At 69.7% G+C, this 13,901-nt stretch carries 12 protein-coding genes and 1 tRNA gene; 4 read left to right on the forward strand and 9 right to left on the reverse strand.

What is annotated here, in order from left to right:
• Positions 1-1,204, forward strand: a 1,204-nt coding sequence (locus QM582_RS16925; protein WP_415086364.1) for a Dyp-type peroxidase, incomplete at its 5' end; no start/stop codon positions are given.
• A gap of 107 nt (positions 1,205-1,311) precedes the next feature.
• Here the strand turns inward: QM582_RS16925 and QM582_RS16930 are convergent.
• From QM582_RS16930 to QM582_RS16940, 3 genes are all read right to left on the reverse strand, one after another.
• On the reverse strand, positions 1,312-2,661 hold the full coding sequence (locus QM582_RS16930; protein WP_415086366.1) for a DUF3100 domain-containing protein: 1,350 nt from the start codon (positions 2,659-2,661) through the stop codon (positions 1,312-1,314).
• Between the two features lie 45 nt (positions 2,662-2,706).
• Complete coding sequence (locus QM582_RS16935) at positions 2,707-3,954, reverse strand: M20 family metallopeptidase (protein ID WP_415086368.1); 1,248 nt, start codon at positions 3,952-3,954, stop codon at positions 2,707-2,709.
• Between the two features lie 185 nt (positions 3,955-4,139).
• Positions 4,140-4,961, reverse strand: a complete 822-nt coding sequence (locus QM582_RS16940) for a class I SAM-dependent methyltransferase (RefSeq protein ID WP_415086369.1) — start codon at positions 4,959-4,961, stop codon at positions 4,140-4,142.
• A 49-nt stretch (positions 4,962-5,010) separates the two neighbouring features.
• On the opposite strand from QM582_RS16940, the gene QM582_RS16945 reads away from it, so the two are divergent.
• Positions 5,011-5,607, forward strand: a complete 597-nt coding sequence (locus QM582_RS16945; RefSeq protein WP_415086370.1) for a TetR/AcrR family transcriptional regulator — start codon at positions 5,011-5,013, stop codon at positions 5,605-5,607.
• A 42-nt stretch (positions 5,608-5,649) separates the two neighbouring features.
• Here QM582_RS16945 and QM582_RS16950 read toward each other — a convergent pair.
• From QM582_RS16950 to QM582_RS16965, 4 genes are all read right to left on the reverse strand, one after another.
• Positions 5,650-5,723, reverse strand: a tRNA-Ile gene (locus QM582_RS16950).
• Positions 5,724-5,811: 88 nt separating this feature from the next.
• Positions 5,812-6,291, reverse strand: coding sequence for a MarR family winged helix-turn-helix transcriptional regulator (locus QM582_RS16955; RefSeq protein WP_415086372.1), 480 nt, complete (start codon positions 6,289-6,291; stop codon positions 5,812-5,814).
• A complete protein-coding gene (locus QM582_RS16960; protein ID WP_415086373.1) occupies positions 6,284-6,706 on the reverse strand; it encodes an SRPBCC family protein in 423 nt (140 codons plus the stop codon). The genes QM582_RS16955 and QM582_RS16960 overlap by 8 nt, the downstream gene beginning before the upstream one ends.
• A 156-nt stretch (positions 6,707-6,862) precedes the next feature.
• A complete protein-coding gene (locus QM582_RS16965; protein WP_415086375.1) occupies positions 6,863-8,206 on the reverse strand; it encodes a DUF2254 domain-containing protein in 1,344 nt (447 codons plus the stop codon).
• A gap of 222 nt (positions 8,207-8,428) precedes the next feature.
• Between QM582_RS16965 and QM582_RS16970 the strand changes: the two genes are divergently transcribed.
• Entirely contained in the window at positions 8,429-10,522 is a 2,094-nt protein-coding gene (locus QM582_RS16970; protein ID WP_415086377.1) for a heavy metal translocating P-type ATPase, read from the forward strand.
• A 17-nt stretch (positions 10,523-10,539) separates the two neighbouring features.
• On the opposite strand, the gene QM582_RS16975 is transcribed toward QM582_RS16970, so the two are convergent.
• Together QM582_RS16975 and QM582_RS16980 are read right to left on the reverse strand one after the other, a co-directional pair.
• The gene (locus QM582_RS16975) at positions 10,540-11,367 is read right to left on the reverse strand and encodes an HAD family hydrolase (RefSeq protein ID WP_415086379.1); all 828 of its coding nucleotides are present in this window, start codon (positions 11,365-11,367) and stop codon (positions 10,540-10,542) included.
• 262 nt (positions 11,368-11,629) lie between these two features.
• On the reverse strand, positions 11,630-13,054 hold the full coding sequence (locus tag QM582_RS16980) for an MGDG synthase family glycosyltransferase (RefSeq protein ID WP_415086381.1): 1,425 nt from the start codon (positions 13,052-13,054) through the stop codon (positions 11,630-11,632).
• Between the two features lie 101 nt (positions 13,055-13,155).
• Here QM582_RS16980 and QM582_RS16985 point away from each other — a divergent pair, with 101 nt between their 5' ends.
• Entirely contained in the window at positions 13,156-13,797 is a 642-nt protein-coding gene (locus QM582_RS16985) for a DUF1345 domain-containing protein (RefSeq protein WP_415086383.1), read from the forward strand.
• Positions 13,798-13,901 lie beyond the last annotated feature (104 nt).

Below are 13,901 nucleotides of genomic sequence, written 5' to 3' on the forward strand. Positions count from 1 at the left end.
CGCCGCGGCCGGAGCCGGGGCCGTCGTCGGCGCGGGCGCCACCGCCGCCTTCATGGACGGCCGGTCCGCCCCGGCGCAGCCCACCCACACCGACAGCGTCGACCTGACCACCAGCGTCCCGTTCTACGACCAGGTGCATCAGGCCGGCATCCGGACGCCGCCGCAGCGCTACGCGGTGTTCATGACGTTCAACCTGAACGCCGGCGCCACCCGCCAGGACCTCCAGGTGCTGCTGGCCCGGTGGAGCGCGGCGATCGCGCAGCTGACCCGCGGCAAGGCGATCGGCACCATCGAGCCGGAACGCCCGGACGCGGTGGGCACCGACACCGGCGAGGCGCACGGGCTGGCGCCGGCGTCCCTGACCGTGACGGTGGGACTCGGACCCGGCGTCTTCGACGACCGGTTCGACCTGGCCGCGAAGCGACCGGCGTTGCTGGCCGAACTGCCCCGGATCCCCGGCGACGTGCTGCGTCCGGAGCTGTCCGGCGGCGACCTGTCGCTGCAGGCCTGCGCGGACGACCCCCAGGTCGCCTATCACGCCATCCGCAACCTGGCCCGGATGGTCACCACCACCGCGCACACCCACTGGGTGGTGATGGGTTTCGGACGCGCCAGCGCCGGCCCCGGCCAGGAGACGCCGCGGAACCTGATGGGTTTCAAGGACGGCACCCGCAATGTGGTCACCGACGCCGACTTCGACAGCTACGTCTGGCTCAAGGACGCGGACTGGATGACCGGCGGCACCTACCAGGTGGTGCGCAAGATCATGATGACCATCGAGACCTGGGACTTCGACCGGATCTCCGACCAGCAGCGGATCTTCGGCCGCACCAAGGACGAGGGCGCCCCGCTGACCGGCGAGCGCGAGTTCGACACGCCCGATTTCGCCAAGCAGGTCGACGGTGCGCACGTGATCGACCAGACCTCGCACATCGCCCTGGCCGCGCCGGAGAACAACGCCGGGGTGAAGATCCTGCGCCGCGGCTACAACTACACCGACGGGCTGAACAGCCAGGGCCTGCTGGACGCCGGGCTGCTGTTCATCAGCTACCAGAACAACCCGCAGCACTTCGTCGACCTGCAGAACAAGCTGGGCCGGTTCGACCTGCTGAACGAGTACATCCGGCACATCGGTTCCGCGGTGTTCGCCGTCCCGCCCGGCCCGGTCACCGGCAGCTACATCGGCAAGGCGCTGTTCGACTGAGCCGACGTCCGCGGATCGAGCGTGTCGGCGTCCGCGGGGTTGAGCGTGTCGAAACCCCGTGCCGGCGCGGGGCCGTCCGGGGTCTCGACGCGCGACCCGACGATCCGCTATCGGTGCAGGATGGCCAGCACCACCTGAGCGATCACGGTGGAGGCCACGAAGGTGGCCCCGATCACCACGAACCCGACCGGCAGGATCTTCCAGCCGATCTGCCGCAGCATCGGCAGGTCCTTGCCGATGCTGAGACCGGCGACGGCCAGCATCAACGTGATCACCGAGAGGTAGTCCACCGATTCGGCGGTCTGCAGAATCCAGTGCGCGTAGGGGAACCAGGGCGAGGTGATGTAGGTGCCGATCACGATCACCGTGATCAGGCCGGGCACCTTGCCCTTGGTGACGGCGGCGAGCCAGATGGCGAGGGCGACCATCGCGACGATCATCGCGTAGGTGAGCACCATGTCGAAGGAGAATCCCTTCTTCACGATGGTGGCCGTCACCAGTCCCCCGACGGTCAGGATCAGCAGGCTCGTCGCCGTGTGCAGGTTGACCTTGGGGGCGTCCAGCACCTTGGCGAGCGCGCTGAGCTTGCCGGCCGACTCGGTGCTGCCGACCGCTTTCTGATTGCGGGTGAGGAACCGGTAGAACCGGTCTGCCAGCGGCAGCGAGATCCACAAAGTGAGCGGGACGCCCACCACCGCGGCGATCAGGTTGGCCGTGGTGGCCAGCGCCGCGATGGTGTCGGAGAACTCCGGATGCGCGGCGCTCACCGAGGCGATGCCGGCGGCCATCATCGAGCCCGAGCCGACCCCCGACCCCATCGCCAGCGCCTCCCAGCGGAAGATGCCCAGCGACGAGATCACCGAGGCGACCAGGCTGACCACGATGGCGCCGAAGATCGAGCCGAACACGTACATCGACAGCACGCCGCGGTACTGCGGCGAGTCGGCGCCGAATCGTGAGGTGACCATGGCGAACGAGGGCTCCCGGTCGATCGAGAACGTCGCGCCCACCGTGGCCGGCCCCATCCGCAGCAGCACCGCCAGCGGCAGCGCGAGCAGCAGCGAACCGAAGACGTTGCCGAGTTCCTGCAGCAGCAATGCCGGGCCGGCGGCGAACAGCGCGGGCAGCTGCTGTCCGAGGGTCAGGCCCAGCCGTCCGCAGAGCACCAGCACCGCCACGCTCATCACGGCGTTCGCGGTGTGCTGCAGGTCGACCGGCAGCGGACGCCAGGTCTGCCCGGAGATCAGCACGCCCATCAGCAGCGCCCAGATCATCGGCAGCAGCATGAGCGAAACGCTGCCGAGGGGTACGGTCAGCGGCCCGATCAGCTGGGCGATGGACGCGATCAGGACGATCAGCGCGAACAGCAGCCACAGCCCCCGATCCTTGAACGAGATGGTGAACTCACGCTGCGGGGCGGCCGTGACGGCGTCGCTCGTTTCCGACGGTGTGGGCATCGGGGGACCTTTCGATTCGTGGGGGTGCGACCTGCGGGGGTGAGCTCAGGCGGAGAACTTCGCCTGGGTGGCTCCAGCCGGACGGGCGGCTTTGCGGGCCTGGAAGTCGGCACGCAGTTCCGGGGTCAGGGCGACGTCCAGCACGGTGGCGGCCATGCTCACCGCACCGTCGATCAGGGCCTCGTCCGCGGCCGGGGTGATCGCGACCGCGGTGAAAGCCGGGTTGTGCGGCGCCGCCTCGGCGCCGCGGAAGGTGATCAGCGGGTGGATCGCGGGCACCACCTGGGACACATTGCCCATGTCCGTCGATCCGCCACCCAGCCGGAGTTGGGTGTCGATGGTCCGTCCGCGGGCGGCGAAGTTGGCGTCCCACAGCTCGGCGAGGACGTCGTCGCTGACCACCGGTGCGTACGGATGCTCGGTCGGCTCCCACTCCCAGCTGCAGCCGGTGGCGACCGCGCCGGCCTCGAAGCAGCGCAGCACCTTCTTCTTCATGCCGCGCCAGATGCCGAGGTCGTAGGCGCGCAGTTCCACCTGGACGACGGTACGGTCCGGAATGATGTTGGTCGCCTCGCCGCCGTGCGAGATGAACGCGTTCAGGTTGGTCTCCTTGGGCAGCTGCTGGCGCAGCATCGCGAACGCGTTCAGCGCCAGCACCGCCGCGTTGGACGCGTTGACGCCCAGCTCGGGGACGGCCGCGGCATGCGCGGTCAGCCCGGTGTAGGTCACCTGGAACCGGTCCACCGCCGTGGACGCCATGCCGCGCGCGCTGTGGCTGTCGCCGTTCATGCCGGGCGCGGTGGACATGCCGTGCACCATCAGCGAGAAGTCGGCCTGCTCGAAGGCGCCGGCCTCCAGCAGGGACACCTTGCCGCCGCCGTGCTCCTCCGCCGGGGTGCCCAGCAGCACCACCCGAAGGCCGGCCTGCTCGGCCACCTTGGCCAGGCCGAGCGCCGCACCCACACCGGCGGCGCAGATCACGTTGTGCCCGCAGGCATGCCCGATGCCGGGCAGCGCGTCGTACTCGGCGCAGACGATCACCGTGAGGTCGCCGTCACCGTAGACGGCTTCGACGGCGGTCTCGACGCCGTAGGCGCCCACCTCGACCTGGAAGCCGGCCGCCCGCATCGTGTCCGCCACCAGCGCGGCCGCCTGGTACTCCTTCCAGGACAGCTCCGGGTTGGCATGGATGGTGCGGCTGATCGTCAGCAGCTGCTCCCGCAGGCCCTCGATCTCCCGTGTGGTCTGTTCCTTGACCGCCGCGAGGTCGGCCGGGCGTTCCAGCTGCGTCATTCTCTGTTCTCCCTTGTGGTGAGGCACTCGCCTCGTGAGGTGGGCCTCTCAGCCTATTGCCAGGCCGCCCCCCGCAAGGGCGGTATTACCCAAGTGGTTAACAGAGTCCCGAGCCGTGGCGCCGAACCTGGGACCCGGCGTCCCCGACACCGCTCCGGGCCGGACCGGACTGCGGTGTCCACGGATCAATCGGGAAGTCGTTCGGCGATCGCTGCGACCGTCGTGTAGTCGATCACGAGCGTCCCCCCGGTGGCGTCGATCGCCTCCCCCATCCCCGCCAGGAGTGCGTCGAGCTTGTCCTTCGGAAGCCGGTTGATGCCACCGGCGGTCGATGCCTGCTCAAGCCACGCGTCACGTTCGACCGTTGACTGCCACCCGAACGACAGGCGTTCCAAGGTGCCGAAAGAGCCGGTCGCGCGCAGAGCGTCGGCCGCCTGGTCGATGATCGAGCCGTAAGGATCGGCCTGCGGCGCGGTGGCCCAGGGGTTGAACGGAAGCCCTGTATCGAGGGACTCGAATACCTTCGCGAACTCGGCGGCGACTGCCGGCGAAGGGACTGCTGCGTTCCAGAAGAGCGCGAGCCGACCGCCAGGGTGCAGCGCGTTCACGGCCTTCGCTGCACCTGCGACCGGATCGATCCAATGCCAGGTCTGCCCGGCGATCACACCGTCGAAGGTCCGCCCTGCCGGGTCCCAGTCCTCGAACCGCCCGCGCTCGACCACCAAGCCTTTGGCGCGTGCGAGCGCCGCCATCTTCGGATCGGGCTCGACACCCAGCACCGCCAGGCCGCGGTCTCGGAACGGCTCGGCCGAGATACCGGTGCCGATCCCGACATCGAGGATCGTGCGACCGGGCAGCCGCTCAACGATGGCGTCGATGAGCGCGGCCGGGTACCGAGGTCGTGCGCGGTCGTACTTCTCGGCATCGGCTCCGAACGCCTGGGCGATCTCGGGGTGGCGGTGCGCGGCGTCGCGAGCCGGAGGTGTCACGGGAGGTAGAGTGACCATGCGCCCACTCTAAGTGGGCGGTTGCCCACTCACAAGTGGAGGAAATCCGATGCCGACCGGAATCGCCCTGCGCGACGCGCGTGCCCAGCTGCTCGCGGCTGGGGAACGCGTGCTGCTCCGTGACGGACCAGCGGGTCTGACAAGCCGCATCGTCACCGATGAGGCGGGCGTCGCCAAGGGCGTCCTGCACCGGCACTTCGCGGACTTCGACGACTTCCTCGCGGCGCTCGTTCGGGAGCGGATCGCGGCCGTCGGTGCCATGTCGGTCGAGTTGAGCGATCGAGCCGGCAGTGGAACCGTGACAGGGAACCTCTCCACGGCCCTGGCCCGGCTGTTCGACCCTCTCGGGCTTGCGCTCGTCCGGCTCGTCCTCTACCGCGACGAACTTCGCGCACGCCTTCGGCCGGAGACCCCCCGCGGGATTCCGACGCTCACCGAGGCGGTCAACAGCCTCGCGGACTACTTGACCGCGGAACAACGGGTAGGACGCATCCTTCCCGACGCAGCACCCGCCTCGTTGGCGCAGGCAGTCATCGGCACCGGACACCTCCTGTTCGCAGGCGAACTCGGCGGGCTCCCGGACGAGTCGGCAGTCCATGAAGTCGTTGAAGCAATCATCGTCGGTGCCGAGCCCGGCGCCGGTTGAGCGACCGAGGGAGTGTCGCATGTTCCCGTAAGAACACTTGGGTGGGGCGGGCGGGGCTCGAACCCGCGACCCAGGGATTATGAGTCCCCTGCTCTGACCTGCTGAGCTACCGCCCCGACGGGCGGCGATCCGCCCTGGCGCAGCGAGTGTATCGGAGCAACCATGCCGATCCTGGAGGTAGGCAGCCAGAGCATCGCGATGGCGCTAGGCCCTCCCGACGATGCCTCGCAGCGAGGCCCGCAGCTGGTCGCGGTCCGGGCCAGGGCGCCCGAACAGCCGGTCGTCGATCTCGGCGACGATCCGCACCGCCCTGCTGACGAGTTCCGCGCCGGCTTCCGTGGTGCGCACCGCCTTGGCCCGTCCGTCCTGCGCGTGCGCGACCCGGGTCACCAGGCCGCGGCGGTGCAATTCGGTCAGCACCTTGGAGGTCATCATCCGATCGACGCCGGACAGCTCCGCGACCTGCTGTTGGGTGGGCGCGTCGTGGTGCCGGCCGAGGAAATTGGTCGACGCCAGCAGGTTGAACTGGGTGTGAGTGAGGCCCAGCGGCCGCAGCTCGTTGTCGAGCTCCCGCTGCCAGGCGAGGCCGGCGTGATACAGCCAGAACCCGGGGCTGGCCCGGGGGCCGCGCGCGTCGGCCGGCTCCATGGCTGACCCGTCGCCGGCGACTCGCTGCTCAGCCACGGCGCAGCGCCTCCGCCTCGAGCGCGCGGAAGGTGTCCGGCATCGCCTTGCGGACGATGGGCCCGAAGTAGCAGCGGAACAGCAGGCCCATCGGCCCGGTCACCTCGTAGGCCTTGGTGACGGACGTGCGACCGGCCGCTTCGGCGATCAACACGTGGTCGATGGTCAGCCTGCCTCCCGGAAGGGGCGAAGAGATCGTCCAGCGCTCCCCCGGCGTGACCCCGGTCAGGACCATCTCCGCCTGAGGGATGCCGCGCTGCTTGGACCTGATCGTGCTGCCTACGGCGAACGGGCCGGTCAGCTCGGTGTGCTCCTCCCGCGGATCCCAGCGCGGGAACGAATCGGGGTCGGACCAGACCGACCACACCTTCTCCACCGGCGCGTCCAACGTCTGCGTGCTGCTGAAGCTGTACATGGTGGGCTCCTTATCGGCTGCGTAATCTGTTGTCGTGACAACCGTATATCGTCGTCGCGACAACAGTCAATAGGGACGCCTGACACCTAATACATCACAGCTGTGGCTTGCCGGGGACGACACGACCCAGGCCCGAAACAGCGGGTGAGACTACTATTACTCCGCCAACCGGATCGCGGGACGCTCAGCACGCCCGGCACCGATCAGCATCGTCACTCTGTCAGCCTCGCGGAGCACCCGCTCCAAGTCGTGCGGCTCCTTGATCCCCGCCTGCGCAGTGGCCCGGACGAGTTCGAGCTGGGTGCGCAGCAGCCCGAGACGCTCCGGGGACACCGTCGCCGCGGCGGCACGGAGTTGCTTGACCAGCGCGAGCAGGACGACCGGCTCATTACTGCCTTTACGCCGGATCTCGCCGCACGCCAGTTCGAGGTAATCCTCGAAGCTGAGCCCGGGCACCAACACGCGGACGGTGCCCGCCGAATCGGTCAGCGCCTCCGAGCCGAGCGGCAGCCCGGCCAGCCGACCCAACAACACCCCCAACTCCGCACACGACTGCTCGACGGTGTGGTAGTCGAAGGTGTGCATCGACAGCAGAGCCATGTCGACCATCTGGATGGCACCGATCGCGACGTCGTTGTAGTTGCTCCGCCCGGCCCCAATGGTGATCGCACGGTTGACGGAGCGGGCCAGCGACTCCGTCCGGACCACGCCTCCGTTGGCCGGACAGGCCCAGGCCAGCGGCGTCCCTGCGACCACATGGCCGCCAATTCCCGGCGTCAACTGAACCACCGCATCCTCGGCCAGCGCTGCCTGCATCAGGGCGTCCATCTGCAGCCGTTGCACGTAGCCCGACCGCGGTGCCAGCAGCTGGATGGCTCCAGGCGGCGGCTCATCCCACGGCACCCCGTCCAGCCCCGACATCCCCGCCGACCGCCCGATCCCCGGCGGCCGGCAATCGATCGCCCGCCGGGCCGCGACGCCGACGGTGTTCAAGATGCTGTGGGTCTGCAGGCTGTGCGCGACCCGGTCGACATAGAACACCAGGGCAGCGATGCAGACGAACAGCAACACCAGGCCCACCGTGACGGCCAGCCGGGGATAGTCGTCCTGCGCACCGACGGTGTAGAGGCCGGCGGCGTTGTAGGCGAAGGTGGCGATGAACAGTCCGAACACGACCTGGGTCACCCGGTCCCGCAAGAACGACCGGACCAGCCGCGGCGAGTAGCGGTTGCCGGCGACCTGCAACGCCACCAGCGTCAGGCCCACCACCAGGGCGAACACGCCGACCGTCGACGTCGCCACACCGAGCAGCAGACGCCGCGCGTCCTCCGCGCCGCCGTGGTAGAGCACCCCACTGAGCGGCCCGTCCTCGGACAGCCGGATCTCGGCGAGCGCCGCTCCCAGCAGGAGGGCAGCCACGGTCATCAGCAACGGAAGGAACCACAGCGATCCACTCAGCGCTTCGCGCCGCTGATCCGACGTCATTCGGGTGATCGTCATCTGCCCGACACCTTCCGTTCACCGTCGGATCGCGGGGCGTTCACCGACCTGTGGCACAAGGTAGCGCTGCGCGGCGCCGGTGTCGATGAAGAATCCACCTGGCATGGGCCCGTGTCGCACGCGCTTGGAGCGCAAGCGTCGGTGGATCTGCCCGGCGTGGGAATACGCCGCACCGGTGGCGAGTTGAACTGAATACCCCCTGGGGGTATTCGAGGAGGATTGATGACGAACTCGATCGAACACGCCGGTCATGGCGGCCACGCAGTCACCCATGAGGCGCTGCACTACCACGCCGGTCACGCGGGACACACCGAGGACGGCGGGCAGACCAGCCAGACCGAGCACGCGGGACACGGGGGTCACGCCGGCCATGCCGAGCAGTTCCGGCGGTTGTTCTGGGTGATGCTCGTGATCGCCGTCCCTGTGGTGGCGCTCTCCCCCATGTTCGCCATGCTGATCGGCTACCCGGTGCCGAGCGGCCCGCTGGCCTGGGTGGCACCGGTGCTCGGCACGGTCATGTACGGCTGGGGTGGACGTCCGTTCCTGACCGGCGCCGTGGACGAGATCCGCGCTCGGCAGCCCGGCATGATGCTGCTGGTCGGCCTCGCGATCACGGTCGCCTTCGTCGCCAGCTGGGGCGCCACCCTGGGCCTGCTCGACCACTCCCTGGAGTTCTGGTGGGAGCTGGCGCTGCTGATCGTGATCATGCTGCTGGGGCACTGGGTCGAGATGCGTTCGCTGGCCAGGACCGGCAGCGCGCTGGAATCGCTGGCGGCACTGTTGCCCGATCAGGCCGAGCTGGTCCGCGGCGACGAGCTGGTGACCGTGTCGCCGGCCGAGCTCGCGGTGGGCGACGTGGTGCTGGTTCGTCCCGGCGGCAGCATTCCGGCCGACGGACGGATCGTCGCCGGCGAGGCGGAGCTGGACGAGTCCATGGTGACCGGCGAATCGCGGACGGTGCGGCGCACGGTCGGCGACCGGGTCGCGGCCGGCACCGTGTCGACCGATTCGGCGATCCGGGTCGGGGTGACCGCCACCGGCGACGACACCACGCTGGCCGGCATCCGCCGGCTGGTGGCGCAAGCCCAGGCGTCCAGTTCGCGAGCCCAGCGGCTGGCCGACCGGGCGGCCGGCTGGCTGTTCTGGTTCGCGCTCGGCACCGCGGCACTGACCGCGATCGTCTGGGCGGTGCTCGGCCACCCCGAGGACGCGGTGCTGCGCGCCATCACGGTGCTGGTGATCGCCTGCCCGCACGCCCTCGGCCTGGCGATTCCGCTGGTGGTCGCGATCGCCACCGAGCGGGCGGCCCGCGCCGGCGTCCTGATCACCGACCGGCTGGCGCTGGAGTCGATGCGCGAGGTCAGCACCGTGGTGTTCGACAAGACCGGCACCCTGACCAGGGGCGAACCGGCCCTGATCGGCGTCACGGTGGCCCCAGACGCCGGGCTGACTGCCGACCAGCTGCTGGCGCTGGCGGCGTCCGCCGAGTCGGACAGCGAGCATCCGCTGGCCAGGGCGATCATCCGGGCCGCGGACGAACGCGGGCTGCCGGTTCCGCAGAGCTCCGGCTTCCGTTCCGTCCCTGCGCTCGGAGTGTCGGCGACGGTCGGCGCCAGCACCGTGCAGGTGGGCGGCCCGCGGCTGCTGACCGAGACCGGAGCCGCGGCCGTGGCCGGCGCCGACACCGAGGACGCGATCGTTCTGCACGTGCTGCGCGACGGTGCGGCGGTCGGACGCCTCGTCCTGGCCGACGCGATCCGGCCCGAGTCCCGGGAGGCGGTGCGACGGCTGCACGACCGCGGCGTGTCGGTGGTGATGCTGACCGGCGATGCTCGCGCGGTGGCCGAGCAGGTGGGTCGTGACCTCGGTATCGACACCGTGATCGCCGAGGTGCGGCCGCAGGACAAGGCGTCCACGATCGTCCGGCTGCAACACCGGGGCGAGAAGGTGGCGATGGTCGGCGACGGGGTGAACGATGCGCCGGCGCTGGCCCAGGCCGATGTCGGGCTGGCCATCGGTGCCGGCACGGACGTGGCGATCGGATCGGCCGGCGTGGTGCTGGCCGGCGACGACCCGCGCTCGGTGATCTCGGTGATCGACCTGTCCCGGGCGAGCTACCGGACGATGCGGCAGAACCTGTGGTGGGCGGCCGGCTACAACCTGGTCACCGTGCCCTTGGCGGCCGGCCTGCTGGCACCGATCGGGGTCAGCCTGCCGATGGCGATCGGCGCGCTGCTGATGTCGGCGTCCACCATCGTGGTCGCGGCGAATGCGCAACTGCTGCGCCGGCTCGACCTGCGACCGGAGGCCGGCTGAGCGGCACTTGCCTTTCGTCAGGCGGCGCGCTCGGACGCCTCCAGCAGGTCCTCCAGGACGACCAGGACGCCGTGCTCGGCATTGCTCGGCGCGACGTACCGGGCCGCCTCCAGGATTCGCGGGTGGGCATTGGCCATCGCGAAGGAGTGCGGCGTCTGGCTGATCATCTCCAGGTCGTTCAGGTAGTCGCCGAAGACCACGGTCTGGTCGGGCCGGACGTCGAGTTCGCGCTGCAACACCCGTAGTGCGGCGCCCTTGTTCACCCCGACGCTCATCACGTCCACCCAATTCGGGCTGGACGCCACCACCTGGTGCGGCGCGCACAGTTCCTCCAGGATCAGCGCCGGTGCCGCCGAGCCGTCGAAGTCGAAAGCGGACATCTTGATCGCGTCCTCCTCGACCTCGAACAGATCGTCCACGATCTCCAGGGACGCGAAGAACTGCTCCACCTCGGCGATGAAACGGCGGTCGGACCGGTCGACATAGGCGGTGTCGCGGCCGCACCAGACCAAGCCGAGGTCGCGTCCGTCGAGAGCCAGCGCACGCGCGGTCCGGACCACGTCCTCGGCGACCTCACGCTCCAGTGGGCTGCTGCTCAGCTCGCTGCCGTCGCGCACCACGTAGGTGCCGTTCTCGGCGATGAACGCCATGCCGTCCGACCCTGCCGAGAACATCCGGCGCAGGATCGGGTACTGCCGTCCGCTGGCCGGCGCCAGTACGATGCCGCGCTGCCGCAGGCGCTCCAGGACGCCCCAGAGCCGGTCCGGGATGCGGCCGTCGGCGTCCAGCAGCGTGCCGTCGAGGTCGGTCACCACCAGCCTGAGGTCGATCGGTTCGCTCGGCACGGTCGGAGTGGCAGGGGCGGGCATCGGTCCCTCTCGGGTCGGGGCGCGCGCCGACCCGCCGTTTGACACGGCTGCGGCGCTGGGATCGTCACCACCCTATCGTCCGCCCGGGATGGCCGGCGGGTTGGTCCCACCCAGCCCGCCCGTTCCCAGCCGCCTTCCCACCGCTCGCCTAACTATTTGGGGCTCGCTGAGTTCAGCGAGCCCCAAATAGTTAGGCGAGCGGTGGTGGTGGCGGTGGGAAGGAGGACCGCGAGTGCGCTCAGCTGACGCCGAAGATCCGGGACCGCTCGCCGCCCAGCAACCAGCGGCTGGTCACCACCAGGTCGAGGTTGTCCGGCTGCCAGCGCAGGGTGCGCAGCGTCCGGCGGCTGATCCGCACCGACGTCGACCAGGACGTCACCCCGAGCGGGCGCAGCTGCGCCCGGGTAAGAAGCCCGAGCGAGGCACCCGTGGTCGGGTCGGTCAGCGTCTGCAGCTTGCGCTCGTCCGGCAGGTCGGCCGCCGGCATCCCCTCCTCGCTGGCCAGCAGCATCGACTTCTGCGCCTCGCGGCTGATCCACAGCGGCTGGGTGAGCACCTCCAGCGAACCCTTGGCGACGATCTGGCCGGCGTCCGGGCGTCCGATCCGGCGCGCGTTGGCGGCCATCGCCCGTAGCCGGGCGGGGTCGGCGAGCACCGTGTCGATCTTGTAGCCGACGGTGGTGGCGTAATTGCAGCGCACCGCGGCACCCTCTTCGACCAGGACGTCGGCGTTGCGCACCTCTTGCCCGGGGATCGGGTTGATGATCACCATCGGCAGTCCGGCGGCCATACACTCCGACGACGACAACCCGCCGGGCTTGCCCACGAACAGGCTGGCGACGCGCATCAGGTCGGCCATCTCGCTGGTGTAGCCGAGCACCCGGAAACGATCCGGCGACTGCCCGGCGACCTCCTCGACCTGCCGGCGCAGTTCCTCGTTGTGACCGCAGACCACCACCGCCTGGAAGCGTTGCTCGCTGCGCCGCACCTGGCGGACGATGCTCAGCGTGTAGCCGCCACCGGACGCACCGGCCGAGATCAGCACGATGGGCAGCCGCGGGTGCAACCCGAACCGCTTCCGGATGGCGCCGGCGTCCACCGGATCGCCCAGCCCGGGTCGCACCGGGATGCCGGAGACCTGGACGCGGTCGCGCGGCACGCCCAGGTTGGTCATGTGTTGATGGGCCTCCTCGCGTGCCACGAAGAAGTGGTTGAACGGTGACGTAAGCCACAGGCCCTGGAAGTCGTAGTCGGTGGTGACCACGCTCAGCGAAGCCCGCAATTGTCGTCTGGCAAGCATCAACGCCACCAGCCGTGCCGGCAGGAAGTGCGTGCAGATCACCAGGTCGGGGTCGTAGGCGCGAATCCGGCGCACCACCGCGGTGGTGTTCAACTGATCCCACCACTGCACCAGCGGCGCCAGCTTGAACGGCGAATCCTGGCTGTCGTAGCCCCAGCCGACCACCCAGGGCGCCTCGGCGACCAGGGCGAAGTAACCGTCGTCGTAGAGCTTCTGGAACGCCTCGTTGGTGGTCTCCAGGATGTCGATGCGCAGCACCTGGTCGACGTCGGGAATCTGGGCCAGGGCACGCTCCACCGCGCTGCCGGCCTGGTTGTGGCCGGCGCCGACACCCGCGGCCAGGATCAGCGTGCGTAGACCCATGGTGCGATCGTAGAGCCAGCCGGGCATGGGACGGTGCACCCTCCCGGACGGGGCCGCCGACGGTCCGCTGCACCGTCCGAAACCCGTGGTTGACTACTGCTGTGAAGCTTCAACCGGCCTGGGTGCGCAGCGCGTCCGCCACCGTCGTGGGTGCGGTGCTGGCCGTTGCCCTGTGGGGACTGCGGGGACCGGCGGTCGCCCTGGCAAGCGGCTGGATCGCGCTCACCGTCACCTACGTCGCCTGGACGGCGATCTCGCTGATTCGGCTGGATCCGGAGCAGACCCGGGTGCACGCCACCCAGGAGGACCCGAGCCACGGGGTCAGCATCACGATCCTCAGTCTCGCCTCGGTGGCCAGCGTGGCGGGCGTCGCCTTCCTGTTGCTGGGCACCCGGGCCGGCGAACAGGTGCCGGTGGAGGCGCTGCTCGGCGCCCTGGTGGTGGTCTGCTCCTGGGTGTTGGTGCACACCCTCTACACCGTCCACTACGGGCGCCTCTACTACGCCGAACCGGACGCCGAACCCATCGACTTCGGCGGCGACAAGCCGGATTACCAGGACTTCGCCTACCTGGCGTTCACCCTCGGCATGACCTACCAGGTCTCCGACACCAACCTGCGTACCCGGGGGATCCGCCGGGCTGCTCTGCGTCATGCGCTGCTGTCCTATCTGCTCGGTGCGGTGGTGCTGGCCTGCACCATCAATCTGGTGGTTCAACTGGCCTCCACCGCGGTAGCCGGCTGATCTCAACCACCGGGGACGGTTCTCAACCACCGGGGACGGTTCTCAACCACCGGGGACGGTTCTCAACCACCGGGGACGGTTCTCAACCACCGGGGACGGTTCTC

Origin of the sequence: Micropruina sp., assembly GCF_047607385.1 — a bacterium.
Lineage (GTDB): Bacteria > Actinomycetota > Actinomycetes > Propionibacteriales > Propionibacteriaceae > Micropruina.

Bases quoted from the DNA above. Each gene is read 5' to 3' on its own strand.
- QM582_RS16930 (WP_415086366.1), bottom strand. From the start codon at position 2,661: ATGCCCACACCGTCGGAAACGAGCGACGCCGTCACGGCCGCCCCGCAG.
- QM582_RS16935 (WP_415086368.1), bottom strand. From the start codon at position 3,954: ATGACGCAGCTGGAACGCCCGGCCGACCTCGCGGCGGTCAAGGAACAG.
- QM582_RS16940 (WP_415086369.1), bottom strand. From the start codon at position 4,961: ATGGTCACTCTACCTCCCGTGACACCTCCGGCTCGCGACGCCGCGCAC.
- QM582_RS16945 (WP_415086370.1), top strand. From the start codon at position 5,011: ATGCCGACCGGAATCGCCCTGCGCGACGCGCGTGCCCAGCTGCTCGCG.
- QM582_RS16960 (WP_415086373.1), bottom strand. From the start codon at position 6,706: ATGTACAGCTTCAGCAGCACGCAGACGTTGGACGCGCCGGTGGAGAAG.
- QM582_RS16965 (WP_415086375.1), bottom strand. From the start codon at position 8,206: ATGACGATCACCCGAATGACGTCGGATCAGCGGCGCGAAGCGCTGAGT.
- QM582_RS16970 (WP_415086377.1), top strand. From the start codon at position 8,429: ATGACGAACTCGATCGAACACGCCGGTCATGGCGGCCACGCAGTCACC.
- QM582_RS16980 (WP_415086381.1), bottom strand. From the start codon at position 13,054: ATGGGTCTACGCACGCTGATCCTGGCCGCGGGTGTCGGCGCCGGCCAC.